This is a genomic window from Tenacibaculum sp. IMCC1, from assembly GCF_054906355.1.
The window spans coordinates 2,741,922-2,768,476 of sequence record NZ_CM142818.1; the positions used below are offsets into that span (position 1 = coordinate 2,741,922).

At 31.2% G+C, this 26,555-nt stretch carries 26 protein-coding genes; 6 read left to right on the forward strand and 20 right to left on the reverse strand.

Going from position 1 to position 26,555, the window contains the following annotated elements:
- Positions 1-12: 12 nt before the first annotated feature.
- From ACXIHB_RS12760 to ACXIHB_RS12785, 6 genes are all read right to left on the reverse strand, one after another.
- Positions 13-1,806, reverse strand: coding sequence for a cadherin domain-containing protein (locus tag ACXIHB_RS12760; RefSeq protein WP_462098389.1), 1,794 nt, complete (start codon positions 1,804-1,806; stop codon positions 13-15).
- Between the two features lie 174 nt (positions 1,807-1,980).
- Positions 1,981-2,436 carry a hypothetical protein gene (locus tag ACXIHB_RS12765; RefSeq protein WP_462098390.1) on the reverse strand — a complete coding sequence of 152 codons (456 nt, stop codon included), beginning with the start codon at positions 2,434-2,436 and terminating at the stop codon, positions 1,981-1,983.
- Position 2,437: 1 nt separating this feature from the next.
- Positions 2,438-3,445: a hypothetical protein gene (locus tag ACXIHB_RS12770; protein ID WP_462098391.1), complete on the reverse strand. Its 1,008-nt coding sequence runs from the start codon at positions 3,443-3,445 to the stop codon at positions 2,438-2,440.
- Between the two features lie 3 nt (positions 3,446-3,448).
- Entirely contained in the window at positions 3,449-4,282 is an 834-nt protein-coding gene (locus tag ACXIHB_RS12775; RefSeq protein WP_159615075.1) for a hypothetical protein, read from the reverse strand.
- A 128-nt stretch (positions 4,283-4,410) separates the two neighbouring features.
- Positions 4,411-7,368 (reverse strand): sensor histidine kinase, encoded by a 2,958-nt coding sequence (locus tag ACXIHB_RS12780; RefSeq protein WP_462098392.1) that lies wholly within the window; start codon positions 7,366-7,368, stop codon positions 4,411-4,413.
- On the reverse strand, positions 7,352-8,095 hold the full coding sequence (locus ACXIHB_RS12785; RefSeq protein WP_053056758.1) for a LytR/AlgR family response regulator transcription factor: 744 nt from the start codon (positions 8,093-8,095) through the stop codon (positions 7,352-7,354). The genes ACXIHB_RS12780 and ACXIHB_RS12785 overlap by 17 nt, the downstream gene beginning before the upstream one ends.
- A 135-nt stretch (positions 8,096-8,230) precedes the next feature.
- Between ACXIHB_RS12785 and ACXIHB_RS12790 the strand changes: the two genes are divergently transcribed.
- Complete coding sequence (locus tag ACXIHB_RS12790; protein ID WP_156167118.1) at positions 8,231-8,308, forward strand: hypothetical protein; 78 nt, start codon at positions 8,231-8,233, stop codon at positions 8,306-8,308.
- Positions 8,309-8,326: 18 nt separating this feature from the next.
- Here ACXIHB_RS12790 and ACXIHB_RS12795 read toward each other — a convergent pair whose 3' ends face one another.
- The 8 genes from ACXIHB_RS12795 to ACXIHB_RS12830 all read right to left on the reverse strand — a co-directional run bounded on the left by ACXIHB_RS12795 (position 8,327) and on the right by ACXIHB_RS12830 (position 17,900).
- Positions 8,327-8,515: a YgaP family membrane protein gene (locus ACXIHB_RS12795; protein ID WP_167712384.1), complete on the reverse strand. Its 189-nt coding sequence runs from the start codon at positions 8,513-8,515 to the stop codon at positions 8,327-8,329.
- A gap of 1 nt (position 8,516) precedes the next feature.
- On the reverse strand, positions 8,517-11,723 hold the full coding sequence (locus ACXIHB_RS12800; protein ID WP_462098393.1) for an efflux RND transporter permease subunit: 3,207 nt from the start codon (positions 11,721-11,723) through the stop codon (positions 8,517-8,519).
- Between the two features lie 79 nt (positions 11,724-11,802).
- A complete protein-coding gene (locus ACXIHB_RS12805; RefSeq protein ID WP_462098394.1) occupies positions 11,803-12,876 on the reverse strand; it encodes an efflux RND transporter periplasmic adaptor subunit in 1,074 nt (357 codons plus the stop codon).
- A 119-nt stretch (positions 12,877-12,995) separates the two neighbouring features.
- Entirely contained in the window at positions 12,996-14,306 is a 1,311-nt protein-coding gene (locus ACXIHB_RS12810; RefSeq protein WP_462098395.1) for a TolC family protein, read from the reverse strand.
- Between the two features lie 117 nt (positions 14,307-14,423).
- The gene (cydB, locus tag ACXIHB_RS12815; RefSeq protein WP_462098396.1) at positions 14,424-15,500 is read right to left on the reverse strand and encodes a cytochrome d ubiquinol oxidase subunit II; all 1,077 of its coding nucleotides are present in this window, start codon (positions 15,498-15,500) and stop codon (positions 14,424-14,426) included.
- A 3-nt stretch (positions 15,501-15,503) separates the two neighbouring features.
- Entirely contained in the window at positions 15,504-16,832 is a 1,329-nt protein-coding gene (locus tag ACXIHB_RS12820; protein ID WP_462098397.1) for a cytochrome ubiquinol oxidase subunit I, read from the reverse strand.
- Between the two features lie 75 nt (positions 16,833-16,907).
- Positions 16,908-17,207 carry a thioredoxin gene (gene trxA / locus ACXIHB_RS12825; protein WP_047790386.1) on the reverse strand — a complete coding sequence of 100 codons (300 nt, stop codon included), beginning with the start codon at positions 17,205-17,207 and terminating at the stop codon, positions 16,908-16,910.
- 60 nt (positions 17,208-17,267) lie between these two features.
- Positions 17,268-17,900: a Crp/Fnr family transcriptional regulator gene (locus ACXIHB_RS12830; protein WP_047790387.1), complete on the reverse strand. Its 633-nt coding sequence runs from the start codon at positions 17,898-17,900 to the stop codon at positions 17,268-17,270.
- A 142-nt stretch (positions 17,901-18,042) separates the two neighbouring features.
- On the opposite strand from ACXIHB_RS12830, the gene ACXIHB_RS12835 reads away from it, so the two are divergent.
- Positions 18,043-18,462, forward strand: a complete 420-nt coding sequence (locus ACXIHB_RS12835; protein WP_047790388.1) for a CBS domain-containing protein — start codon at positions 18,043-18,045, stop codon at positions 18,460-18,462.
- A gap of 125 nt (positions 18,463-18,587) precedes the next feature.
- A complete protein-coding gene (locus tag ACXIHB_RS12840; protein ID WP_156167105.1) occupies positions 18,588-18,740 on the forward strand; it encodes a hypothetical protein in 153 nt (50 codons plus the stop codon).
- Positions 18,741-18,860: 120 nt separating this feature from the next.
- On the opposite strand, the gene rpe is transcribed toward ACXIHB_RS12840, so the two are convergent.
- Both rpe and ACXIHB_RS12850 read right to left on the reverse strand, forming a co-directional pair.
- Entirely contained in the window at positions 18,861-19,517 is a 657-nt protein-coding gene (gene rpe, locus ACXIHB_RS12845; RefSeq protein WP_159494738.1) for a ribulose-phosphate 3-epimerase, read from the reverse strand.
- Between the two features lie 150 nt (positions 19,518-19,667).
- Complete coding sequence (locus ACXIHB_RS12850; protein ID WP_028891227.1) at positions 19,668-20,531, reverse strand: sigma-70 family RNA polymerase sigma factor; 864 nt, start codon at positions 20,529-20,531, stop codon at positions 19,668-19,670.
- Between the two features lie 221 nt (positions 20,532-20,752).
- On the opposite strand from ACXIHB_RS12850, the gene ACXIHB_RS12855 reads away from it, so the two are divergent.
- Genes ACXIHB_RS12855 through ACXIHB_RS12865 form a run of 3 tightly spaced genes read left to right on the forward strand, consistent with a single transcriptional unit; the run spans position 20,753 to position 22,386 of the window.
- Complete coding sequence (locus ACXIHB_RS12855) at positions 20,753-21,322, forward strand: RNA polymerase sigma factor (RefSeq protein WP_159494737.1); 570 nt, start codon at positions 20,753-20,755, stop codon at positions 21,320-21,322.
- A gap of 6 nt (positions 21,323-21,328) precedes the next feature.
- A complete protein-coding gene (locus ACXIHB_RS12860) occupies positions 21,329-21,523 on the forward strand; it encodes a hypothetical protein (protein ID WP_047790391.1) in 195 nt (64 codons plus the stop codon).
- 35 nt (positions 21,524-21,558) lie between these two features.
- A complete protein-coding gene (locus ACXIHB_RS12865) occupies positions 21,559-22,386 on the forward strand; it encodes a mechanosensitive ion channel family protein (RefSeq protein WP_047790392.1) in 828 nt (275 codons plus the stop codon).
- A gap of 320 nt (positions 22,387-22,706) precedes the next feature.
- On the opposite strand, the gene porT is transcribed toward ACXIHB_RS12865, so the two are convergent.
- The 4 genes from porT to ACXIHB_RS12885 all read right to left on the reverse strand — a co-directional run bounded on the left by porT (position 22,707) and on the right by ACXIHB_RS12885 (position 26,547).
- Complete coding sequence (gene porT / locus ACXIHB_RS12870; protein ID WP_047790393.1) at positions 22,707-23,405, reverse strand: type IX secretion/gliding motility protein PorT/SprT; 699 nt, start codon at positions 23,403-23,405, stop codon at positions 22,707-22,709.
- Position 23,406: 1 nt separating this feature from the next.
- Positions 23,407-24,135 carry a bifunctional demethylmenaquinone methyltransferase/2-methoxy-6-polyprenyl-1,4-benzoquinol methylase UbiE gene (gene ubiE, locus ACXIHB_RS12875; RefSeq protein WP_462098398.1) on the reverse strand — a complete coding sequence of 243 codons (729 nt, stop codon included), beginning with the start codon at positions 24,133-24,135 and terminating at the stop codon, positions 23,407-23,409.
- Between the two features lie 25 nt (positions 24,136-24,160).
- A complete protein-coding gene (locus ACXIHB_RS12880; protein ID WP_462098399.1) occupies positions 24,161-25,054 on the reverse strand; it encodes a NifU family protein in 894 nt (297 codons plus the stop codon).
- Positions 25,055-25,152: 98 nt separating this feature from the next.
- A complete protein-coding gene (locus tag ACXIHB_RS12885; protein ID WP_462098400.1) occupies positions 25,153-26,547 on the reverse strand; it encodes an OmpP1/FadL family transporter in 1,395 nt (464 codons plus the stop codon).
- Positions 26,548-26,555 lie beyond the last annotated feature (8 nt).

The following is a 26,555-nucleotide window of genomic DNA, read 5'->3' on the forward strand; positions in this document are numbered from 1 at the left end:
ATAGCATGATTTTTAAGGGCAAGAAGTATTATAGCTAGCAGTACTATCTTTTGTCCAAGTGCTTGGTGGGGTAAAACCAGCATCTATTTTTATACAAGTTAAATCTGGATTAGATGATGCATTCATATAAGTCATATTAGCATTGTTGCCATTAGCTATATTTAAACTTGTTAAGTTATTATTATAAGCCATAAAACTCTTTAAATTTATGTTATTACTTAAATCAATACTTGATAAGTTATTATTATAGACTTGTAATTGCGTTAATTTTACAAGTTTACTCACATCTAAACTTGAGAGTTTGTTTCTATTAATGTTGAAGTCTTTAATTTCAGTTAAACTACCCAAATTTATTGAAGTAATTTGATTTTCACTACAAATTAAATTAATTAAAGAAGAATTATTTTGTAGGTTTAAATTACTTAATTTGTTATTTGTAATATATAATCCCTCCAATAAAGTATTTTGAGTAAGATCTATATTTGAGAGATTGTTGTAAGAACATGTTAGGGTTTCTAGTTTTATATTTTTAGAAACGTCAAGAGAGGTTAATTGATTATTATAAATATTTATGATTTTTAGTTTAGTATTATTACTTAAATCTATATTAGAAATTTGATTTGAACTTAGGAATAATGCATTTAAATTAATAAATTCCTCAATACCCGTTACATCAGAAATGTTTTTATTATTTGCCTTAAGAGTTCCTGTAAAGTTATTAGCTTCAGTTACTTGTATTTCGTTATCTCCATTTGTATTTATAGCAGTATTTGCTACTAAAACTGCTTTAAAGTTAGCGTCTGGTATGTTTACAACGTTGCCTCCGGTTTCAACTACATCAGAAACATTAATTCGTATTTGTTTATCTACATTGTGTACACCATCAGAAATTCTTATTGTTAAAATGTGATACGTAGAGGTTTCGTAATCTAAACTTTTACCTGTAATTAATGATATTTTACCATTATTGGCATCAATTTCAAATAAGTTTCCTGTTGTGCTCAACCCTGGCAAACTATAACTAATGTTGTCGCCTTCTGCATCAGTAGCTTGTATTTGCCCAATAATTAAGGTATCATTAATATCTTCAGGAACGCCAAAGGGACCAAATGCAGTAAAAGTAGGTGCAACATCGTTTATATTCGTTACATTTATAGTAACAGTAGCGTTGTCTGAACTACCATTACTGTCACTTACTTTTATATTTAATGTATGCGTAGTATTATTTTCATAATCTAATGTTTTACCAGATGCAAGTCGTAATTCTCCTGTATTGCTAAGAACAAATAAATTAGTAGCATCTCCACTTTCTATTGAAAAACTTGATAGATCACCATCAGTATCGTTAATCGCCAACGTTCCTATCAAATCTGCATCTGTAATATCTTCAGAAACAGTAAAACTTTGATCGTTAATGGTAATAGGACTATTTTCGTTTACATCGGTAACGTTAATGGTTATTACTGCTGAGGTTTTGTCTTTACCATCACTTACTTCAACCGTAATTTCGTGTTTGGTCTGGGTTTCATAGTCTAAACTTTTGTTAGCAGCAATGCTTAATTCTCCAGCAACATTAACAGCAAACAGATTGTTGTCGTTTTTTGTGACTTTAAAAGTTAGGTCGTCTTTATTAACATCGGTAGCAGTAATAACTCCTATTTTGGTGTTGGCAGCTTTGTCTTCTGCTACCGTAAAACTTTGTGCTTTAATAACAGGAGGTGTGTTTTGTGGTTCATCGTCTTTACTACAAGAAATAAGCTGAATAGCAATAAAGCTTAGTAATATCCCTTTTTTAAATAATTTCATTTTGATCTTTTTTTAATTAATAGTACAAGAGTACTTTTATATGTAGATATTTTAAAAAAACAGTTTACGAAGAGTAAATTGAGTTTGTAAATTGAAAATGTAAATTCAAGATAAACCATGAACCCCCTAAAAATCAATTGATTTTTAGGGGGCATGTTTTATGAAAGACGATTACTAATTTGCTATTCGTACAATAAATTCTTTAATTTTTTTTTGAGACATTGCTTTTACTTTTGTGTAATTTTTACTATAAAAATTACTGTATGCAAAGTTAGTCCAATCTGCATCTTGCTTATTGGCAGCCATTACCATAACAAAACTTTCTTTATCATATGAAATTAAAAAAAGACCAATATTATTATAAAAAACTGGCCTGTTTAGTTCTTTACTTTCTACTTCTTGATATTTGTAAATTGCAGGGATACATTTTTTACAAGCAGCTACGGCTACTGTTTTTGTAGTACCTAATAAGCTATATTGAAAAAACTTAGTTTTGGTTTGCTTATTTCCAACAGTTCTTTCTCCTTCAAGTAAATGATAAAGACCATTAATATTTTTAGTAGGTACTTCATTTTGAGTATAGACTGTAATAGGGAATATAAATACGAGAATATAGTTGAAAAATTTCATGTTATTTTACGATTACTGACCTTTCGCAGCCAGAATTAGCATTGTACAATTGTAAACCCGAACCACCACTATTTGGATTAAATTTATAAGAATAACTGTAAGAACAATTAAATTTAGAAGAGCTATTGGCTCTTATAGTGGTTGAGTTTTTACTACCCGCTTTAAAAACATAAATATCTTTACCAGTTCGGTTTATAAAAGTTACGGTTGTTAAAGCATTTCCCTCATCCATAGCTTTCATACGAGCTTGATGCTCTTTCAATTTTTTGTATTCAGGAGTGGCTCTGATAGAGTCATTGTAACGTTTTATTTCATCAGCATCCATTTTTTTTGCTTTTTTAATAGCGCCTATTTTAGCTTTGTCTTTTGCTGTTAAAGGTATTGCTTGCTTTTTTTTCATAGCAACTACATAGTCGTTAAACTTTTTATCGAGGTTTAAAGATGTAAGATATTTGTAAGTAGGTGAAGAAGGTACTGATGAGTTTCTGGCTGATTTAATTTTAGCTTTCATTCTAGAAAGGAACCCTCCCTTTTTCTTTTTAGGAGTTTTAGCTGTAGCTTTTCTGTCTTTTACAAGCACATAAACCGAAGTTACATTTTCTATACTAGGGGCACTTCCGTCGTATATTTTTCTTAATTCAAATAGTAAATCATCAATTACCATATAACCTTTTTTTGTATAACCGTGTTTTATACTCATAGGATATACATAATTGTCTATGGTACCATAATCACTTAGTTCGGTTTCACGAAAAGCTCGTTTGTTTTCACTAATAAATCTAGCTTCAAAACCAACAGGAATGCCCGATGGGGTGCGCTCTAATTCAATTTTAACAGGCAGATAGTCTGTATTAAAATTATAAGTACCATCGCCTTTAGCTACTAAACCACCAAAACCTTGGTAGGTAGCTCCATCTCCATTGTTTTCTAGTGCTTCAAAAAGAGTTTGTTGTGCTTGTATTGTTATTGTTAACAAAGTTAATACACTTAGTAAGAATATTTTTTTCATCTATTATTTTATTATATTGATTTTCTGATAAGGACTGTATCTTAATTCACCTGTTGTAAAACCTTTTAATCTTAAAAAGTAATTCCCTGTACTTGGAATATAGGTTGAAAAATTTGAAGTAATAAAAGAGTATGCCCAGGTGTTTCCTGATAAGAAACGAGTAGTAGCAACTTCTCCTAATTTATTTAAACTTAAATCATATATTTCCATACTTATGGTTAAGTTGTTAGCAATAGCAGAAGCTGCAGATGATCCAAAGTGAAAATCGAATTGCTGACGGGTACTTAAACCTAATTCGGTTAATACTGTTGAGGTTGAAGTTCTATTGCTTAGGAAAAAGAAGTGATATAAAAAATCATCTTCATCTCCATCAACCATAATATAAGGTCTGTTAGGTGAAGTAGGAGGTATGCTTATTTCTAATTCTGTGTTACTTTCTTTTTCTACAATAAAAGCTTTGTAAATGTCTGTTTTAGCTTTAAAATGTTCTTTTATAAAATTTAAGATACTAATATTAGCATTAGCATCATCAACTTTTGAAAACTCAAGAGGTAATGTATATTCTTGTTTTAATACATCTCCTTTAATTTTTATTTCATAATTGTAATCACTATTATATCCTTCAACCGAAACTTCTGGAACCCAAAAATTATTAATTACATCTCCTAAATCATAAATGAAATAGGTGTCTTTGAAGTTAGCAAACGTTTTTGTGAAATAGGCTTTTGTGATGCTTTTGTTTTTAGGAGTATCAACTACATTGTCATCATTATTTCCACATGATATTAATTGTAGTCCAATCATTAAAATAAATAATCTTTCTTTTAAACTTTTCATTTTTACTATTTTTTAGTATTAGATATGCAATAGTAGTTGTAAAGGATTATTTTGTAAGAAAATGTTTTGTGAACAGCAAAAAGAGTTTATGAATAGTTTTTTACAAGCAGGTAAAAAGCGATGTTAATTTAGAATAGATACTTAAAAGGCATGGTTACAATTACTCTTGTGCCATTAGGATTGTTGTTTTTATAAATATCTTCAATAACAAAACCTATTTTAGTAACATATTGTTTTTGAAAAATTTCTAAACGTTTTTTTATGGAGTTCAACGCAAAAGATTCATGACGGTTTCCTTGGCGGAGATTAATTTCTTTACTTTTCTTTCTTCCAATACCGTTATCAGTAATAATACATTGTAAGGTGTTTTCTGATAGATTGAAGGTGATGTCTAGTTTTTTTTCTCCTTCTTTATGTAGTAAACCATGTACTAAAGCATTTTCAATAAAAGGTTGAATTAATAAAGAAGGAACTTCTAATTCTTCATGAGAATCGTAGGTAATGGTGTAGTTAAAGTCATCACCAAAACGAAGTTTTTCTAGTTGGAGATATACATTTAAAAATTCTAACTCTTTTTCTATAGGAATAAAATCTTGATTTGTATAGTTTAAGGTGCTTCGTATAAGTTTAGCAAATAATACAATATAGTCGTAGGAAGCATCAGTGTCTTGTTGTAAAACTAAATCTTGAATAGAGTTTAACGCATTAAAAATAAAATGCGGATTCATTTGTGAACGCAAAGCAGTTAAATTAATAGCGATCAGTTCTTTTTCTAAAGATATTTTTTCAAGTTGGGCAATGCGCTCTTTTTCCTTTTTTAGCATTGCTTGTTTAAAGTATAAAATAGTAGCTCCTAAAATAATAGAAACAATTAATAAGATAAACCATAACGTTTTCCAAAATGGTTTTTTAATAAAAAAGTGTAGCTCTTTTATTTCATAGTTAGTACTTGTACTATTTAAAAATGGGTGTACTTGAAAGGTGTATTCACCCGCGGGTAAACTATTGTATTTTATTGAGTTTTCACCAATAGCTGTAGTTAACCAAGCATCGTTATATCCTTTTAAACGATATTTATACGTTCCTTTTTGGTTAAACAAAAAACCATTAACATTAAAATTTATTCTTATTGCGTTTTGATTATACCTTAAGGTATAATTTGAAGTAATTAGGGTGTCTTTTTCATTAATTTCTACGGCACTAAAATATACTTTAGGATGTAATGTTTTAAAAGCATTGTTTTTATCAATGGAAAATAACCCTTTGTCAGATGAGAAATAGATTTTGTTACCAATTATTTCAATACCAGAAATATTGTATGATTTAATACCGTCTCGCTTGGTAAGTGTTTTGAATTTGTGGGTGAGGATATCGAGTTTTTGAATACTGTTTACACCTACAATCCATAGGTTATTTTGGTCAGCTTTAATTTTTTCAATAATATTTGAGGTTAAGCCATTTCGTGTGGTATAATGTCGAATTACTTTGCCATTTTTAATTCCCAAAAGGCCATTTTTAAATGTGGCAACCCAAATAATACCATTAGCGGTTTGGGTTATCGATTTACTATAGATGGGTTTTTTATTGTTTACAATTACTTGTTTGTTCCAAAGGCTATCATATACAGCTAATTCGTCAACAAAGGCAACATAAACTTGGTGTTTTATTTCGTCATAAAAAGAATCGTAAGTTCTTTTATTTGTTGAAATAAATTTTTCTTTACCGTTGTAATTAGCATTTTTTAATAAAACAACTTTGTTATGGTTGGTATATAGTAAATCGTTGTGAGCTAAGAATGAAAAACTTTTTGCAGCATCAAAAAATCTAGTTTTTTCAAGGATTAAATTTTTATAATCTAAAATATAACTTCTAAACCCCTTACTAAGGTAAATTTTTTGCTGATTAGGGTTGTATTTTAGTTTAGATAATTTTCCTTCGTTAACAGGTAAATTAATAGTTTTAGAAGTATGGGAGTTGGTATTATAAAAAATAACATTTCCACGGTTACTCCCCATAACCAAGGTACTATCGTTTATTTTGTCTAATGTTTTTATATTTTCCTCTTTTAGAGGAATATTACAGGTTTCTATATGAATATTTGGAATAATATAAACACCATTATTTAAACTAGTAAGCCAATAATTATTGTCTTTATCTCTAATGATTTTGGTAATGTGTTTGTCTGTTAAAAATCTTTTTTTTAGTTGAAAAGCAGCGTTTTTGAAAGCAAAAACCCATACTCCTTGATTTGTTGCTATCCAAGTTTCATCGTTATGCTCAAAAATAGTATAGAGCTTTATTTTTTCAAGAGATTTTAGCCCTTTTACAGATTCTAATTTTTTTTGAGAGAAGTTTAATTTATAAAAGCTGTTTTTTTTGTTTCTTATTTGGGAGTATATGTAAGTTGAGCTTGTTTTAAAGATAATAGACTTTCCCAAACTTATAGCGTTACCTTTTTTTCCTTTATAAGGAAGATTGGTTTCTATTAGTGAAGTTATACTGTTGTCTTTGTTTATTGAAATAATATAATCGATGGCTCCTGAATAAATCGTATTGTTAAAAGAAAACGGAGTTCCAAAACCTTTTTTAGTAGTGTGTTGTTGTATTATTTGTTTAGTTTTTAAATCTATTTTGTAGATCGTTTTTACAGTAAAAACCCATAAAAAATCATTTTGTATTACAAAATCACCCAGTTCACCATTTAAATAATCACTTAAGTCTTTAAATAAATGTAGCTCATCGTTTTGGATATAGAAAAACTGACCAGAAATATTATTGCACCAAATTCGTCCTAAGTTATCTTCTTGAGTATTAAATACAGAAGCTCCACGTTGTAAAGGATTACTATAGTTTTTAAAGGTTTTACCATCGTATCTATAGAATCCTTTGTTTGCACATAGCCATATAAAACCTTTACGATCTTCATGAATGTTATAGAATTCATTATCGGGAAGTTTATTTTTTTCAGATAATTGTATAAATACAGGATCTTGTGCTTTTGTTGCTATTGAAGTACAAAGAATAAGTAATAAAAGAAAATACTTTATTAAAAGAAATGATGGTTTATGACTAAATACTACTTTCAAAGCTACTTATTCTTGATCTAGAAATTTTAGCAGTAATAGCTCCATTATCTAGAGTGAGGTTTAAAGTTGTTTTGTTTAAAAACTCAATGTAAGTTAAATTAACAATCCACGCTCTATGAGAACGGAAGAAAGAAGGCTCTTCAGACAGTGTGTTTTCGAAAAATTTTAAATTTTTACTAGCGATAATAGTTGTTTTATTCACAACGTGTATTTTACTATAAGCTCCGTCAGCTTCAATAGCAACAATGTCTGTTAAATTAAGAATATGTCTATTCCCTAATTCAGGGATAACAATTTTTTTATAGTTTTTATCTTTTATAGTTTCAAGAAGTGCTTGATAGTCAACTAGCGAAGCTTCTTGATGTAGTTTATGCTCTAGTTTTTTAAGAGCTATATCTAGTTTATTTCTGTCAATAGGTTTTACTAAATAATCAATAGCATTTAACTCAAAAGCTTTAATAGCATAGTGATCATATGCAGTAACAAAGATAATTTCAAATGATATAACATCAAAAAACCTTGCGATTTCATAGCCCGCATAATTAGGCATCTGTACATCTAAAAACACCACATTGGGTTGTAGTTCTTTTATTTTTTGAACACCAGACTCTAAGTTATTACAAGAATCGAGAACAGTAATATTGATAGATGCTCTCTCTAGTAAGTTAGATAAAACATTTCTAGCACTTTGTTCATCATCAATAAGGATTGCTCTAATTTCATCCATAAAAACAAATATAGGGATAGTACGTTATATAATTATCAGTATTTTACGAAAGAAAAAATGGGTTTATGAGAAAGAATTAAATAGTAGGAAGAAGGTTTGTTACTAAACTATAAATAGAAATGTGTTGCTGTAATTATGGAGCATTTTTTTGAAGCTCCAGCAGATTTACAGCAACAATTCCCAAAATTGTATAAGAAAATCAACTTATGTTGAATTATTCTATAGAATAAACTAATCTTTTACTTTAAAAACCTTGGTTAAAATATCATCTAGTAAACACCATTTGGTTAATGATGATTGTAATAAGTTGGCTCCTACAAACGCAGTGAACCATAACCAATTACTATTTACTTTAATTGCTAGGATTAAACTACTAAGTATAAAAGTTCCAGCAATACCACGTACAATTCTATTTTTCATGTTATTTATAATTTTTACGTTCAATTAAATAATATACCAAAGGCACTACCAACAAGGTAAGTACAGTAGCTGTAATGGTTCCTCCCATTAAAGAGATGGCTAACCCTTGAAAAATAGGGTCGAATAAGATTACAAATGCGCCAATAACTACCGTACCTGCTGTTAATAGGATAGGAGTGGTACGTACTGCACCAGCTTCAATCACAGCTTGCTTTAGCGGAACTCCTTCTGCCAAACGTAAGTTGACAAAGTCAATAAGTAAGACGGAGTTTCGTACCATAATTCCTGCGAGGGCTATCATTCCAATAAATGAAGTAGCTGTAAAATAGGCGCTCATCATCCAGTGTCCTAAAATAATCCCTACCATTGATAATGGAATTGCAACCATCATTACTATAGGTGCTTTAAAGTTTTGGAACCATCCTACAATTAACATGTAAATAATAATGATAACTCCTAAAAAGGCAATACCTAAATCTCTAAACACTTCTAAGGTAATTTGCCATTCACCATCCCATTTTACGGTATAATCATCTTCAAAATCGGGTTGTTTAATGTATAATTCGTTTAATTCATATCCCTTCGGAAGTGGAATTTCTTTCAACTTTTCTTCCATCCCTAAAATAGCATAGGCAGGACTTTCTAGTTCTCCAGCCATATCAGCCATCACATATACCACGCGTTTTTGATTCTTTCTATAAATACTTTTTGGACTGTTCTTTTCTTCAACAGTCACCAAATCACTTATAGAAACTAGGTTACCGTGTTTCGATTTAATTTGCAATTGAGCAATGTCTTGCACAGAAGATTTTTCTTTTTCATCCAGAGCAAATACAATTCCTACTTGATTAGAAGCATCTTCATCATATAAAGTTGAAACCGCTCTGTTAGATAGTGCCATGTTTAAAGTGTAAGCAATTTGTTGAGGAGCTACGCCATATAACATTGCTTTTTCCTTGTCGATTACAAATTCGTATTCAGTTTGATTGTCTTCTACCATCCAATCAATATCTACCACATCGTCTGTATTGTGTAAGATATTTTGAACTTCATTGGCGATTTCAATTTGCTTGTCATAATCTGGTCCGTACACTTCTGCAACAATGGTAGATAATACAGGAGGCCCTGGTGGAACTTCTACTAATTTTACATTTGCTTTGAACTTCTTGGCAATGTTTTGAATATCAGCACGCATCGACTTTGCAATATCATGACTTTGTTTACTTCTATCATGTTTATCAGTTAAGTTAACTTGAATATCCGCCATATTGCTACCCCCACGTAAATCATAATGACGTACCAATCCGTTAAAGGTAATAGGGGCAGAAGTACCCACATAACTTTGGTAGTTTACTACTTCTGATCTTGTAGCTAAGTACTGTGCAATTTCTTTGGTTACGGCATCGGTACGCTCCAATGTGGTGCCTTCAGGCATATCAATTACTACCTGGAATTCGTTCTTGTTATCAAAAGGCAACATTTTTACAGCGACTGATTTGGTAAAGAACAACGACATAGAACCTAGCAGTAGAGCAATAGTGATTCCTAAGAAAGCCCAACGCTTGGTTTTATTTTCAATCAACGGACGCTCGAATCGCTCATATAATTTATAGATTAGCGTGCTTTGCATTGCTTTGGCTTCGTCTTCTTCTATCTTTTCTTCTGAACCGTGCTTGCCTTTTTCACGTAAGAAGATGTATCCTAAATAGGGAGTAATCGTTAATGCAACAAATAATGACAAAATCATCGCGATAGAAGCTCCAATAGGCATCGGACTCATATAAGGTCCCATCAATCCAGATACAAAAGCCATTGGTAATACTGAAGCAATTACGGTAAAGGTTGCTAATATAGTTGGGTTCCCTACTTCGTTAATTGCGTACAAGGCAGCTTGTTTAAACGGCAGTCGCTTCATTTTAAAATGCCTGTGCATATTTTCGGCAATAATAATAGAATCATCTACTACAATACCTGTTACAAATACCAAGGCGAATAAGGTAATTCTGTTTAAGGTATAATCTAACATATAGTAACTTAACAAGGTAAGCGCAAAAGTGATGGGAACTGATAAGAATACCACTAAACCACCACGCCATCCCATGGCTAACATTACTACCAAGGTTACTGCGATAATTGCACCAATTAAGTGTAATAATAATTCTGATACTTTTTGTGATGCTGTTTCACCATAGTTACGTGTAACTTCAACATGTACATCATTAGGAATTAAGTTGGTGCGTAAATGATCAACCTTCGCTAAAATAACATCGGCAATTTTCATAGCATCCGCTCCTTTTCGTTTTGCTACCGAAATGGTTACTGCTGGGTATTCTGATTGATACGTTGAAGCATTACTACTTGCTTGTCCATAACCAAAACTTACATAGTTTTTAGGGATTTCTGGTCCGTCTAGTACATTCGCAACTTGTTTTAAATAAATCGGTTGATTTTGTTGTACGCCAACCACTAAGTTTTTTACATCTTCAGCAGATTGTAAAAACTTTCCTGTAGTCACTAAAAATTCTGTGTCGTTTTTATCATAACTTCCTGCACTTAGCTGCTGATTGCTGGATTTTAACATTTCAGTAACCGATAGAAAGTCTAATGCACTTGCAGCTAATTTATCTTTGTCTACTACCACACGAACCTCACGATTTCTACCTCCAATTTTTTGAGTAATCGCAACATCGTTTACTTTTTCAATTTCGTTAGTAAGCTCTTGTGCGAGTTGCTTTAACTGATAATCGTCGTAGTTTTCACTCCATAATGTCAACCCTAACATAGGTACATCGTCAATCGCGCGTGTCTTTACCAAAGGCATGGTAACACCTTTCGGCATTTGATCCATATGTTTGTTAATCTCGTTGTATAGTTTTACGAACGAGCGTTCGATGTCTTCTCCAACATAAAACTGAACAATCACCATTCCTTGTTCTTTCATTGAAGTAGAGTATACGTACTCTATTCCTTTGATGTTCGAAAGTATTTTTTCTAAGGGTTTAATAACTCTCGATTCTACTTCTGTAGGGCTCGCTCCTGGATACCCTACAAAAATGTCAGCCATAGGCACATCAATCTGTGGTTCTTCTTCTCTCGGAATTAAAAAAGAACTGTACACACCAATTACCATAAACACTACCATTAATAATATGGTAAGTTTAGAGCCTATAAACCCTTTGGCTATTTTTCCTGCTAAACCTTCTTTCATTTTATATAATTTGAAAATTTGTTGATTTGATGATTTGAAAATGGGGTGATTGGGTCATTTTCAAATTTTCAAATTGATTTTATTGAATTGTAATGTTCGCTCCGTTGTAAAGTTTACCTTCAGAAGAAACGATATAGCTTTCATCGGCTGATAAACCTGATAAAACTTCTACTTGATCTCCAAAGGCTCTTCCTAAGCGTAACCAACGTAACACAGCAGTATTACTTTGACTTACCGTATAAATTCCTGATAGTTGCCCTTTGTGTACTAAAGCTTCTGACGGAATTAAAACCATGTCAGTACTTTTTTGTGTTTTTTCAACAGGAAACTGAACCGTAGCAAACATTCCTGATAACAAGTTGAAATCCGTTTTATCTAAGTCAATTTTAACTAAGTATTGTCCACCAGTATTCTTTGCTGAGGTACTTACTTCTGATACGTTACCTGTAACTGTTTTGTTGATTGATTTGATCGTTACATCAACCTTAGTATCTTTTTTAATTTGAGAAATTTCACTTTCAGGTACTAACGCAGTAACTTCAAATCCGCCTTTTCCTTCTACAGAAATTAAAGGCATTCCAGGATTCGCCATTGCACCTTTATCGATAAATTTGTTAGTTACCACTCCTGAAAATGGGGCTCTGATATTCGTGTAAGCAAACTGAGAATTGATTTCGTTTCTTAGCTGTTTAGTAGCTTCTAAATTCGCTTTGGCAACATTGTAATGAACAGTGATATCATCAAACTCTTTTTGAGAAGCGCTATTTTGTTCAAATAAGTTTTTAAAGCGATTGTAATCTTTTTCAGCGCTTGAAAATCCTGCTTGTGCTTTAATTATATTAGCTTCTACTTGTGCTTTTTTAGCTTGTAAATCGCTGTTATTGATAGATATTAATAATTGACCTTTATTTACCTTATCACCAACTTTTACATGTATGTTGGTTACATAACCCATCATACGAGTACTTAATTCAGCACTGTTGGTAGCTGCTACTTTTCCGCTTGCTGTGATAAACGGATTGGTATCATTAGCTGTTACTTTAGAAACTTTTACAGCAACTGTTGGTTTGTTGTTATTGTTTGTTGTTTCTTTTTTACCACAGCTTACTACTAAAAGTGATATGGCAAGGGCAATTGTATATATAGCTTTCATTTGTTTGTTTTTACTATTGATTATTTTTTAGTTTACTACCTCAAAGTAAACCTACGAGGTATCTAAAGGAAATTGATTTTAAAAAATCGACACAAGTGTCGGAGCGTTTTAAATCTCACTTAATGAGTTAAAAAATCTAAATAAGCTTTGGTATAGTTATATTGATATACAGTTTGGTAATATTCTAATTGTTTTTGAGCGTATTGTGTTTCAACGGTTAATAAATCGGATGTTTTTTCTAGTCCTTCTTTAAATCTGTTTTTTCTGATTCTTAAGGCTTCTTCCGATTGTTGTAAGGCTAATTCGGTTAACTTTAATTGTTCCTCTGCATCGTTTAATAACCGTTTAGTGTTGTTTAACTCTAATTGACTTTTAGATTTGTACTGCTCGTATTCTAATCTTGATTTTTCATACTGAGCTTTGCTTTTCTGTGCTTTTCCGTAGCGTTTAGAACCTTTGAAAATATCCCAAGTTAATTGAGCTCCTACTACATAACCACTAGCATCTGCGTTGAAAATTTTATCATCATACAACTCGTAGCTGCCAAAGGCATTTAAACGAGGAAGAAAATCCATTTTATCAGCTTTGTGCATTTTTTGATAGGCTTCAGAAGCTAATTCCATTGCTTTAATATCTGAACGGTTTTCAGAAATAGTCATGTCAGCAAATTGATTCGTTAAGTGTACTTGCAAACTATCTGAAGGTTCATAAACGTTGTTCTGTGTTTCATTCATTAAAAAAGACAAGTAGTTAGAGGCATTTAGTACATTGCTTTTTGCTGTTTGTAATTGATTTTTTACTTCGGTAACTCGAACTTCAACGGCTAGTACATCTGCACGTTGTAAATACCCTTGCTTAAAGCTATTTTCTGCCATTTGTTGATTTGCTTCTGCGGCTTGTAAGGCTTTTTCTAATACCGAAACTCCCTTGTGAGCTAATTGCAATTGCATGTATGCTTTTTCTACTTCAAGTAATAAAAATTCTTGAGTACGTTGCGTCTGCAAGTTGGTTGCTTCCATTTTAGTTTTAGCGGCTTTACGTTGGTAAATACCGTCTAAATTCACCAAAGGTTGCTGAACTTCGATTTTAGTAGCAAAGTTTTGTGTTCGTTTCGGATTGTTTAATAAATTTGGATTGAAATCCGCTTGCGTTAAAATTTCTTGATTCAATTTGCTACCAAATGCCATTAGTGGATTCGTAGTTACAATTCCTGTATGAGAAGCAGTAATATTTGGCAAGAACACAGCGTTGGTTTGCTTGTAATCGGCACGTGCTTGCTGATAGTTTTGTTCAGCTATTTTTAAAGAGGTATTATTTTCCTGAACTCTTTTCAAAACTTCACCTTTTGAAATGGAAATTTTAGTTTGAGCTAGGGTAGTAGCAGATATAAAAAGTGCTACCATAAATAAACTTATATATGATGTTTTCATTTTTACTGTTTTATAACAGCAAATTTAGTGGCAACATATACGGTAGTCAGTAACTTTAGTTACACAGGGTATGTTTTTTAGTAAAGAGGATATGTAGAATATATAAAAGAGAATATACTAATGTTCACCATAGTCTACATCATCCATTTTTCCTTTAAAAACTTTATACTGAATAACAAAATAAACAACTACTAGGATTGCAGCTATAAAAAACCAATTTAAACCTACGGACAAACCATACTCGTTAGCAGCTACATTATAAATTGTTAAATCGGGATTTATGTTATTGGTTGAAGGTAAAACTTTAGGGAAAATTGAAGCGACTGTAGTTGCCAAACCTCCTAATAAAAACAAAGAAGAATATAAAAACCCAGTGATGTGTTTTTTGTGCTTTTTTACGTTGAATAAACCAAATAACCCTACAAAAGTTAGCAGAGGGAAAATCCATAAAAAAGGATGCTCTATGAAATTATGAAATGGTTTAGGCTCTATAACATGCCAAGCGATTAATGAAATAATTACTAAACCTAATAAAACAAAAGAAAGAGTAAAAACAACCTTTTTTAGTTGGTTGTTAATACTAGCATTGGTTTTGAAAATAACCCAATTGGCACCATGGATAGTTAGTGATACAACTGCAATAATTCCCAGAAGTAAAGTAAACCAGTCAATAACTCCAAGTGTTTCAGAGTGAGGAGGGAATTCCGAATTCCATAAAGGGAGGAAAAAGTAATGTGCTTCATGAGTAGAAACACCATCTACTACATTTCCTAGATTAACACCACGTACCACATTTCCTAATGCAACTCCAAAAAATAAGGCGAGAAGCAAACTTGCAATCCCAAAAGCTTTGTCCCAAATACTTTCCCATATCCTATTATGTATTTGTCCGCGAAGTTCTAATCCAATAGCTCTAAAAATTAGTAACCATAAAACCATCATTAAAGGAAGATAAAAACCACTAAATGAAGAAGCATATAAAGTGGGGAAAGCAAAAAATAAGACACCACCCGCAGCGATTAACCATACTTCGTTCGCATCCCAAAAAGGACCTATTGCTTTTACGACTTTCTTTTTATCTTCTTCTTTTTTAGCAAAGAATAAGTGAATAATTCCTGCTCCAAAATCATAACCATCTAAAATAACATAAATGGTTAACATCGTAACTAATACTATATACCAGAAAAGTTCCATAATTTAATGTGTTGTTTGAGGTCCCTTGTTAATGATTTTTCCTACTAAAATTAGAAATAACATTCCTAATAGTAAGTATAAACCTATAAACCCTAAAAGAGTAAATAAAGTGTTTCCTGAAGATACTGTAGGAGATGCTCCAGCGGATGTTCGTAATAAGTTATAAACTAACCAAGGTTGGCGTCCTAATTCAGCAGTATACCAGCCGGTAGTATTGGCAATATATGGAAATGGAATCATGAAGAGTAAAGACCATAAAATCCATTTTGTTTGATATAATTTTTTTCTGAATAACTGTATAATGCTAGCTAACATTAATGCAATAAAAATAGTTCCTAAACCTACCATTATATGATATGCATAATATAGTCCAGGTATATTTGTTGGGTAGTTTTTTTCATCAAATTCATTGAGTCCTTTAATCTCAGCATTCCATTCTTGGTAGGTTAAAAAACTTAAGATGTTAGGGACAGCTATTTTATTATCTAATTTTTTCTCCAGCATATTTGGTTGTCCAATCAGCACTATTTCAGAGCCTCCTTTTTCTGTTTCAAATATCCCTTCCATAGCGGCAAAGGTTATAGGTTGATATTTGACAACATTTTTAGCGGCTAAATCGCCAGTAGGAAAAGCAACCAAAATAGAAGCAATAACACCAAAAATAACTCCATTTTTTAAAAATAATTTTCCAAATTCTAAGTGCTTCTTGTTTAAAAGATATAGAGCTCCAATACCAGCGACTACAAAAGAACTAGTAACCAAAGATGCTGCTTGATTATGTAAATAAGAAGGCCATAACCACGGGTTTGAGAATAAGGCTGAAAAGTTATTTAGTACAAACTTACCATTGGCTAGTATTTCATATCCTACAGGATTTTGCATCCAAGAATGTGTAGCTATAATTAGAAAACCACTCGCCCAAGAGCCTAAAAAGACAAGGAATCCAGTTAAAAAATGAAGCTTATGTCCTAGTTTTTTCTCTCCAAATAAAAACAGCCCTAAAAAGGAAGATTCTAAAAAGAAAGAAAACATTCCTTCCATAGCTAATGTTTGACCTATAATACCACCAGTAAGCTCGGAGAACTTAGCCCAGTTAGTTCCGAATTGAAATTCCATAGGAATCCCAGTAACAACTCCCATGGCAAAGTTTAAAGCAAAGATTTTCATCCAAAACTTAGCAGCGTCGTTGTATTTTTCAAGTTTAGTTCTTAAAAATTTCCATTTGAAAAAAACTATCATCAACGATAGTCCCATGGTTAGTTGTGGAAATAAGTAGTGAAAAGTTATTGTGAAAGCAAACTGCATTCTATCATAAAAGAGCATGTCTTCCATACCGAAGATTGTTTATGAGGTTATTAAATAAGAACGTTTTTTTAGTAGCAATAAGGTGGAATAAAAATAATGATATTATTTTACATGACTATTAATAATTTGAATCAAATCATCCTTGTGTAACATCCCAGATTGTCTCCATAACAGCGTCTCTTCTTTAAAAAGCATAAAGGTAGGAACACCCCTAATTTGGTAGGTATTGGCTATTTGTTGATTTTTATCAACGTCTATTTTTAAAATAATAACATTTTCTCCTAAATCTTCTTTTACTTCTTTTAATATAGGAGCCATCATTTTACATGGACCGCACCATTCGGCAAAGAAATCAATCAAAACAGGTTTTTTACCTTTAATTATTTCAGAAAATTTACCCATCGTTTTTTACTATAAAGGTAAAACGATTCTCTTGTAATAAATGTAACTTAAGTTACAGGGTTAAAGTTCTAACACTTTAACTTGATTTCTATTTAGTTCTATTTTATCTTTTTTTTCTAAAGCTTTTAAAAGTCTTGAAATAACTACTCTTGAAGTATGTAAGTCATTAGCTATTTGTTGGTGTGTTACGCTAATTGTTTCATTTTGATTTACTAAGGCTTTGTCTTTTAGGTATTTTAATAAACGTTCATCCATGTTTAGAAAAGCAATAGTATCAATAGCATCAATAAACTCTTGTAATCTGCTGTGATAACTATGTAAGATGAATTCTTGCCAGCTTTTATATTTACTAAGCCATTCACTCATTTTTTGTTTAGGAATCATTAATAGCTTTACATCAGTTTCAGCCACGGCTTTAATTTTACTTTTAGTCTGTCCCATACAACACGAAAGTGTCATAGCGCAAGTATCACCTTTTTCAATATAATATAAGACTAAGTCGTCTCCCTCTTTATCTTCACGCAAAATTTTTATAGCACCACTTAATAACAAAGGAATAGAAGTAATGTAGCTTCCAATATCAATAATAACTTCATTGGCTTTAAATTCTTTAGCTATTGCAACATCAGTTATTTCTTTTAATAATGCTTCTTCAAATAAATAACCGTAGTATTTCTGTAAATCTTCTATCAAGATAAAATGTTTTTGTAAAAATAGTTAAATAATTACATTTTAGATAGAAATAAAATAGATGATAATCTATGATTTTAATCAGGTTTATACTTGTTTTTATTACTGAAATTTGAAGTAGATAATAACACAAAACTTTACTAAAATGAAAAAAAGAACACCAGTTTCAGTAATAATGACTAAAGATGTAATTACATTAAGTAGTACTGATGATTTAATGACAGCAGAAAAAATATTTAAAAAAGAACATATAAGACATATTCCGGTAGTTAGCGGAAATGAAATAAAAGGAATGTTAAGTTATACAGACCTTTTACGAATAAGTTTTGCAGATGCAATTGATGAAAATGAAACTGACGTTGATACTGTGGTGTACAATATGTTTACAATAGATCAAGTAATGGCAAAAAACTTAGAAACTGTAAATTCTAGTACTACAATTAAAGAGGTAGCAGAAATTCTAGCTAAAAAAGAGTTTCATGCTTTGCCAGTTGTTGATGATAATGAATTAGTCGGGATTGTAACTACCACGGATTTAATTTATTACTTATTAGAGCAGTTTTAGCTTTTTCTTCAATATAAGCCGTGTGAAAAGTTTAATTTTACGATAAAACCATACTTTTATTATGGTTTTTTGTGAGTTAAATTGTTTTCTAGAATTTATTTTTGAGAAACTTAAAACACTTTATTATGTTTAAAAACATTTCAAACCTAGGTATTGCTTTAAATAAAGCAGAACAAAAATCAATTAATGGAGGATGGATTTACGTTTTATGTCATAGCTGTGAACCACTTCCTCGAGGCTATGTTTGTATGAATGATGTTATTTGTGGGGGAGAATAAGTTAACCTCAAAAAGATTACATTAATATTGACTATATTATATTTATAGTACCTTTTAAGGGATTAAAGGGCTGTTAAATCAAAAGCGTACTTAGATTCGTTTCTAAATACGCTTTGACTTTTAATTTATAATAGTTTTTAAATTTTCAATTGTTTCGGTTGGGTTGTCACTTTTGAAAACAAAACTGCCAGCAACTAATACATTAGCACCTACCTCTACAAGTTTATTAGCGTTTTGATCAGTTACACCACCATCAATTTCAATTAGAGTAGAAGCTTCACTAAATTCAATCAAGTTCTTTAACTGTTGAATTTTTTTGTACGTATTTTCAATGAATGATTGCCCTCCAAACCCAGGGTTAACACTCATAATACAAACCACATCTAAGTCCTTTATAATATCTTCTAAAACTGCAATTGGTGTATGCGGATTTAAAGCTACTCCTGCTTTCATACCAGCTGCTTTTATTGCTTGAACTGTTCTGTGTAAATGTGTACAAGCCTCGTAATGTACTGTTAAAATGTCGGCGCCTAAATCAGCAAAAGTTTGAATGTAACGATCAGGGTCTACAATCATTAAGTGCACATCAATAGTTTTATTAGCGTGTTTTGTAATTGATTTTAAAACAGGCATTCCAAAAGAAATATTTGGTACAAAAACACCGTCCATAATGTCAATATGAAACCAATCTGCTTTACTATCATTTACCATTTCAACATCACGTTGAAGATTTCCAAAATCAGCCGCTAAAATTGATGGGGCTACAAGTTTTTCCATTAATATATAAGTTGTTGTGTTGTTATTATGTGCAAATATAGTTAAAACTAAGGGCATTAAAATGAAAAAGAAAGCTCTCTAATTAGAGAGCTTTCATTCATTAATCAAAAAACGAATAGTTACGATAACTATTTGTTGTTGTTTATGTTATTAACCTAAGTAAGTCATTAAAATCTTACTACGAGATGTGTGTTTTAATCTTCTGATGGCTTTTTCTTTGATTTGACGTACACGTTCACGAGTTAAATCAAATGTTTCACCTATTTCTTCTAAAGTCATTGGTTGATGCTCTCCCAAACCAAAGTATAATTTTACAACATCAGCCTCACGTGGAGTTAATGTTTCTAGTGCGCGGTTAATTTCAATACGTAAAGATTCATGTAATAATGTTTTGTCAGGGTTTGGTGATTCACCTGAGTTTAATACATCATATAAATTAGAATCTTCACCTTCAATCAAAGGAGCATCCATTGATACATGACGTCCAGAGTTTTTCATAGACTCTTTAACATCATTAACAGTCATGTCTAGTTTCTTAGCAATTTCCTCAGCACTTGGTGGGCGCTCATTTTCTTGCTCTAAGAAAGCATACATTTTATTAATTTTATTAATAGAACCAATTTTGTTTAAAGGTAGGCGAACAATACGAGATTGTTCAGCTAATGCTTGTAAAATAGATTGACGAATCCACCATACTGCATAAGAGATAAATTTAAAACCACGAGTTTCATCAAAACGTTTAGCGGCTTTAATTAAACCTAAATTTCCTTCATTAATTAAATCAGGAAGTGTTAATCCTTGATTTTGGTATTGTTTTGCAACCGATACCACAAAACGTAAGTTAGCCTTGGTTAGTTTTTCAAGAGCTCTTTGGTCACCAGCTTTAATTCTTTGCGCTAATTCTACCTCTTCATCAGCAGTAATTAAATCTACTTTTCCAATTTCTTGTAAGTATTTGTCTAAAGAGGCTGTTTCTCTGTTGGTAACCTGTTTTGTAATTTTAAGTTGTCTCATCTACTTCAAATATATTTTTAATTTATCAATCACTCTGCATTAACTTATACGTAAGAGGTTGCAATAATGTTACAAAATTTTTGTGTTTCTTAAAAAAAATCGTCTATTTGTTAAATAAATGTTAAAACGAATTGTATTAATGTTTTTTAAAGTGACCATATTATTAAAGTAGTGTCTAAATTTATTCGTAACTAAGAAGGAAAAACTAACTATACTGCCCCTTGGAGAGTATTGATGTAAAGAAAATAAACGACGAAGATTTGGTTCGTAAAATAGTAGAAAAAAATGATACTCATTTGTTTGCTATTTTATACGACCGTTACGCAGGTGTGGTGTATAATAAGTGTTATAGTTTTTCTAAAAGTAAAGAAGAGGCACAAGATTTAACACATGATGTTTTTATACGATTATTTGTTAAATTGAGAACTTTTAAAGGAAAATCTAAATTCTCTACTTGGTTGTATTCTTTTACGTATAATTTTTGTGTTAATTACGTGCAAAGAAACAAAGAGAAAAAAAAAGAAAAAGTTACCTTAGTGACTGATGAAATAAGAGAAGAAAGCAATATTGATGATATTGAAGACGCTACACTATTTGAATTAAAATCAGATAAACTAGCTAAAGCACTTGAAATAATTTCTCCTTCAGAGAAAATGATCTTGTTAATGAAGTATCAGGATGATATGAGTATTAAAGATATTTCTATAGGTTTAGATTTAGGAGAAAGTGCAGTTAAGATGCGATTGAAAAGGGCTAAAGATAAAGTAGTGAAAGCGTATAACGAACTGTAATAAATTATGGATAATCCATTTAAACAAATATTACATAACGAGGAGTTACCGGAAGTGCTAAAAGATAAAGTGCTTAATGATGTAGCAATGATAAAGCTATCAATTGATATAGCAGATTTATTTGTTGTGAAATATCCGAGTACTATTGTAGATTTGCTTAGTAGCAGTTCGCATAACAAAAACGAATCTAAAAAAGATTAAAAACTAAATTTTAACTACTCTAACTACAAAAAATTATGATTACTCTACAAATAGATATTTTAGCCCCCTTTTTAAATCTTTTTCAAGACATAGCTAAAACATTACCAACTGTAGCGATGTTTATTCTTTTTGTAATTGTTTCTTGGCTGGCAATAAAAGTATTTCTATATATCGTTAGAAAGGCTTTATCAAAAACTAAAATAGATGAATGGTCTAAAAAACTCAACAAAACAGAGATTTTTGGGAACAGTACCATTAATATTGTTTTAACTAATGTGATTTTAGCTGTTTTAAAGTGGTTTTTAATTTTCATTTTTGTAATGGTTGGGGCAGAGGTATTTGGTATGAATGTCGTTTCTGATGGGATAAAAAGCTTTTTTGCTTATTTGCCAAAACTACTAACAGCAGTAGGTATTTTTGTGGCAGGTGCATATTTAGGAACAATGGTAAAAAAAGCCATTCAAACCATGTTTAAGTCTCTTGAAATTTCAGGTGGAAATTTAGTAGGAAATATTGCTTTTTATTTAATTGTAATATTTTTATCTATAACAGCTCTTGATCAAGCAGGTGTAGACACATCAGTAATAAAAAGTAATTTAACATTACTAATAGGTTCTGTACTACTAGCGTTTACTTTAGCTTTTGGTTTTGGAGCTAGAGATGCTGTTGCTAGATTACTTTTTGGCTATTATTCAAGAAAGAATATATCAATAGGAGAAAAAGTTATAATAGATGAAGTAGAAGGTGTTGTTGTGGCAATAGATAATATTTGTATTACGATTAATACAGATACAGGAAAGGTTATATTACCAATTAAAAATGTAGTTGACAATAAAATAGTTATAAAAAATAATAAAAATTAACATTTTTTTATATCTTTGAAAACGCTAAAAACAATGTTTTTAACAGTACGATAGATTTCGGGGGACTTCTATCCGATTGATAAAGAGAAATCTTTATGAAAAGCCGCTTTTTGCGGCTTTTTTTATTTTAAAATTTAAATAAATCATTTACATCTATTGTGTTTTTGAATAATTTATAAAATAAGTGACCAAATAAAATTTTTTGTGTCTAAATAATAAAGAGTAATAGGATTTCGGGGGACTTCATATTATTTTTAAACTTAAAAAGGCTTTCTAATTTAGAAAGCCTTTTTTTATTGTGAATATATGTTTAAGAAATCTTATTCAAAAGCTAAGTGCAAAAACACTCCTCTAGTTCCTAAGAAATTAATTGGGTCTGTCCATTGACTAGGAGATTTGTTATCGTATATAGCCTCATTATTTATGGCAAAAACCCCTCTTATAGAAGGTGAGAATTTAAAATAACTTAAGTAAAAATCAACACCAATACCTACTTCGTACATGAAATTAGTGGTTGATGTTCTAAATTCTCCAGCAAAATTATCATCACTGTTTTTTTCATTACTTGAAAAGTTATGATCGTATGAAACTCCTCCAATTACATAAGGTCTCATATTATTAAGCCTGTTTGTGCTAAATTTTAACAGTAGTGGTAAGTGTAAGTATGTGGCTCCAACCTCACGTGTTTTTTCGTTTTCTGCTCCAGGTATATGTTTAAAACGTAATGTTTTGGTGTTAGACATTAAACCAGGTTCAAAACGTAGGTTAATATTATTATGTAACCTTAAGTCAGCAATTAAACCTACATTAAAACCAATAGAGGACTCTACTTCGATTTCAGCATTATCAAAATCACTTGGAGCATAAGAAATTTTATAACCATTATTATTAGCTCCTAAGTAAAAACCATAGTGAAAAAGAGGTTTGTCAAAACTAGGAAGTTTCAATATTTTTTCTTTTTGCGCTTGTGTGGAAAACGACGTTACTAAAATTCCGAAAAGTAAAAGCTTTTTTAACATATTATTTTAAAGCGGTATAAATTGATGCAACACCAAACGTTACAGGTATATTCTTTGCATTCTTAAACCCGTTTTTTTGTAAAATATTGTTGAAAGCCTTTCCAAAAGGGAAGGAATTTGCTGTTTTTGATAAATAAGAGTAAGCAACCTTATCTTTTGAAAAGAGTTTACCAATAATAGGTAAAATATAATTAGTATACAATTTATATCCTTGTTTGAAAGGAAACTTGGTAGGATTTGAGGTTTCTAATACAACAAACTTACCTCCAGGTTTTAATACACGTAATATTTCGGTTAAGCCTTTATCTAAGTTTTCAAAGTTTCTAACACCAAAAGAAACAGTAATTGCATCAAAGGTATTATCAGGAAAAGGAATGTTTTCACTATCTCCAACAATCATTTTAATTTTATTAGATAAATCAGTCTTGGCTATTTTATGTCTTCCTACTTGTAGCATTCCTTCAGAAATATCTAACCCTACAATTCTTTCAGGGTTTAATTTAGACATCATTAAGGCTAAATCACCTGTACCAGTAGCAATATCTAAAATTTGTTGAGGTTTATTTTCTCCTACTAATTTTACCACTTTTTTACGCCAGCTAACATCAATTCCTAAAGAAATTACACGGTTTAAGCCGTCGTAATCTTCAGAAATATTGTCAAACATTTGAGCTACTTGCTCTTTCTTTCCTAATTCAGAATCTTTATATGGTTTAATCTTTTCAGACATATGTTTTTGTTAGGTTTACGGTAAATTACCCATTAATGGCAACTACTTCATTAATTTGATTAGGTAACATTTCTTTAAGCATAGTTTCAATACCGTTTTTTAATGTTACTGTTGATGATGGACAGCCACTACAAGCTCCTTGTAAAATAACGCTTACTCTTTTGCTATTAGCATCATATGCTTGAAAAGCAATATTACCACCATCAGAGGCTACGGCAGGCTTTATATATTCATCCAAAATATCAACAATTTTAGCTTCAGTATCAGTTAAATTCTCTTTAGGAACTTCAACGTTTTGCTTAGTTTGCTGTTTTGGTAATTCAGATATAATTTTTTTGCCTTCCTGTATATAACTACGAATAAAAGTACGTACTTCTTGGTATACTTCATTCCAATCAATCATGTCGTATTTGGTGATTGAAATGTAGTTTTCAGAAATAAAAATCTCTTTTACAAAAGGAAAACTAAATAATGCTTGTGCTAAAGGAGAAGATTTGCTTGCTTCTTCAATATTTGTATACTCAACATCAGTTTGTGTTAAAGCTTTGTTGGTTCCGAATTTCATTACAGCAGGGTTTGGTGTAACTTCAGCATATACTTCAACAGCATCTTTTTTGGTAGTTTCTTCTTTTACTACAGAATTACCATCTTGGATGTAAGCTTCTATTTGCCCGCGAACCTCTTCTTCAACATCGCTCCATTCAACAATATCATATCGTTGAATAGCAATGAAGTTAGCTGTAACTAATACCTTCTTTACAAAAGGAAGATAAAATAGCTGTTGTGCTAACGGAGAGTTTTTAGCCTCGTCTATATTATTGTATTCATAACTACCACCGTTTACTAATATTTTGTTACTAACAAATTTTAGAATGGTTTCGTTATTAGTTTCTTGTATGTTTATTTTTATTGAACTCATAAGTTGTAAATAAGAAGCAAAATTACGGTAAAAAACTGAGATATGTATATATAAAAAGTCCTGCTATAGCAGGACTCTTCTTGTATGTTTTTTATGAATTATAAACTAAAAGTAATTGTTCCAGAGATTCTAGAAGTATCGGTTGTTAATTCAATAGGGTCTACATTTACAGCAGGTGAGTTATAAATATGGTACGGACTGTTGTTTTCTGAGTTAGTATATGATAAATCAAACTTAACGTTTCCGAAATTATAACCAAGTCCTAATGAAAAGCCAGAAATATTATCACCGTCTAGAGCATTTTTATAAGGGCTTTCTTCATAATGATAACCACCACGAACACTCATTTTGTCAAAACGCCACTCAGTACCAATGTTTAAGGAATGAGTACCTTTGAAATCATTATCAAAGTTTTGATTAGTTTCTATAAAATAAGGGGCGTTCTCTCTATATTTTGTGCCACTGTAATCTTTATAAGTATAGTCAGCACTTATTAAACCCTGTTTACCAAAAACAAATGCTGCACTGGCTGTAAGTTTACTTGGTGTTCTTAGTCTGAAAATGTTTGAGTTAAATTCTTCACCACTGTTAACATCGGTATTTTGGTTTGTTGCTGAAATTTCAGTGTAACCTATCCAATCATCATATCTAGAGTCATTCGGGTCGAAGACGTTTAAGTTGCTGTCTTCAAAAACTTCATTATACCATGTTGGAGTCTCATAAGCTAACCCGAAACGGAAGCTTTGATTTACTTTGTAAATAAAACCAGCACTAAAAGATACTCCGCTACCTTCAAAGTAACTATCTTGAACATTAAAAGCGTTTAATGTGTTACCATTATTATCTTCATTAACTTCTCTAAGTTCTGTAACTTGACCAAAGCTAAAGTTATGAAACTTTATACTAGCTCCTGCATATAATTTGTTTAGATGTACAGCAGAGAATCCCATCTCAAAAATGCTACTCTCTCCGTAGGTAGAATTAAAAAAACGTTGTTCTTGTCCATTGTCGTACTGATTGGTAATATCATCAGGATGTTCATTGAATAATGCCTGACCACTATTACCTTGTGAAGAAAACAAACCTTCAAAATCACTTTTTAATCTATAGTTAAAGGTTAATGCAAAACGGTTCCAGTCAGAGTTATGAGCAGAGTCAAAAGATAAAATACCACCAGCTTGGGTAATGTTAAAAAAATCATCTTCTGTTTCTGTTGTGTTTCCGTAATACTTAGCTGTATATGTAGTGTTTCTATTACCTAAAGTTACCCCAAAAGTACTTTTAATGGCAACGGCACTACCAGCTGGGTTAATACCAAAAGAAGATATGTCTCCACCTAATGCTCCAAAGGCTCCACTCATTGCTTCAAAACGAGCAGTTCCATAATTATTGTCTCTTGAAAATAAGATTCCTAAATCATTGTAGCCCAAAGATTGCGAGTAGGCAGTATACGTACTAGCGATAATTATCGCGAAAGTTAAAATTCTTTTCATTTTTCCAT

Coding starts and splice junctions, on each gene's coding strand:
- ACXIHB_RS12760 (WP_462098389.1), bottom strand. CDS start 1,806: ATGAAATTATTTAAAAAAGGGATATTACTAAGCTTTATTGCTATTCAG.
- ACXIHB_RS12765 (WP_462098390.1), bottom strand. CDS start 2,436: ATGAAATTTTTCAACTATATTCTCGTATTTATATTCCCTATTACAGTC.
- ACXIHB_RS12770 (WP_462098391.1), bottom strand. CDS start 3,445: ATGAAAAAAATATTCTTACTAAGTGTATTAACTTTGTTAACAATAACA.
- ACXIHB_RS12775 (WP_159615075.1), bottom strand. CDS start 4,282: ATGAAAAGTTTAAAAGAAAGATTATTTATTTTAATGATTGGACTACAA.
- ACXIHB_RS12785 (WP_053056758.1), bottom strand. CDS start 8,095: ATGGATGAAATTAGAGCAATCCTTATTGATGATGAACAAAGTGCTAGA.
- ACXIHB_RS12790 (WP_156167118.1), top strand. CDS start 8,231: ATGGAGCATTTTTTTGAAGCTCCAGCAGATTTACAGCAACAATTCCCA.
- ACXIHB_RS12795 (WP_167712384.1), bottom strand. CDS start 8,515: ATGAAAAATAGAATTGTACGTGGTATTGCTGGAACTTTTATACTTAGT.
- ACXIHB_RS12800 (WP_462098393.1), bottom strand. CDS start 11,723: ATGAAAGAAGGTTTAGCAGGAAAAATAGCCAAAGGGTTTATAGGCTCT.
- ACXIHB_RS12805 (WP_462098394.1), bottom strand. CDS start 12,876: ATGAAAGCTATATATACAATTGCCCTTGCCATATCACTTTTAGTAGTA.
- ACXIHB_RS12810 (WP_462098395.1), bottom strand. CDS start 14,306: ATGAAAACATCATATATAAGTTTATTTATGGTAGCACTTTTTATATCT.
- cydB (WP_462098396.1), bottom strand. CDS start 15,500: ATGGAACTTTTCTGGTATATAGTATTAGTTACGATGTTAACCATTTAT.
- ACXIHB_RS12820 (WP_462098397.1), bottom strand. CDS start 16,832: ATGGAAGACATGCTCTTTTATGATAGAATGCAGTTTGCTTTCACAATA.
- trxA (WP_047790386.1), bottom strand. CDS start 17,207: ATGGGTAAATTTTCTGAAATAATTAAAGGTAAAAAACCTGTTTTGATT.
- ACXIHB_RS12835 (WP_047790388.1), top strand. CDS start 18,043: ATGAAAAAAAGAACACCAGTTTCAGTAATAATGACTAAAGATGTAATT.
- ACXIHB_RS12840 (WP_156167105.1), top strand. CDS start 18,588: ATGTTTAAAAACATTTCAAACCTAGGTATTGCTTTAAATAAAGCAGAA.
- rpe (WP_159494738.1), bottom strand. CDS start 19,517: ATGGAAAAACTTGTAGCCCCATCAATTTTAGCGGCTGATTTTGGAAAT.
- ACXIHB_RS12850 (WP_028891227.1), bottom strand. CDS start 20,531: ATGAGACAACTTAAAATTACAAAACAGGTTACCAACAGAGAAACAGCC.
- ACXIHB_RS12860 (WP_047790391.1), top strand. CDS start 21,329: ATGGATAATCCATTTAAACAAATATTACATAACGAGGAGTTACCGGAA.
- ACXIHB_RS12865 (WP_047790392.1), top strand. CDS start 21,559: ATGATTACTCTACAAATAGATATTTTAGCCCCCTTTTTAAATCTTTTT.
- porT (WP_047790393.1), bottom strand. CDS start 23,405: ATGTTAAAAAAGCTTTTACTTTTCGGAATTTTAGTAACGTCGTTTTCC.
- ubiE (WP_462098398.1), bottom strand. CDS start 24,135: ATGTCTGAAAAGATTAAACCATATAAAGATTCTGAATTAGGAAAGAAA.
- ACXIHB_RS12880 (WP_462098399.1), bottom strand. CDS start 25,054: ATGAGTTCAATAAAAATAAACATACAAGAAACTAATAACGAAACCATT.
- ACXIHB_RS12885 (WP_462098400.1), bottom strand. CDS start 26,547: ATGAAAAGAATTTTAACTTTCGCGATAATTATCGCTAGTACGTATACT.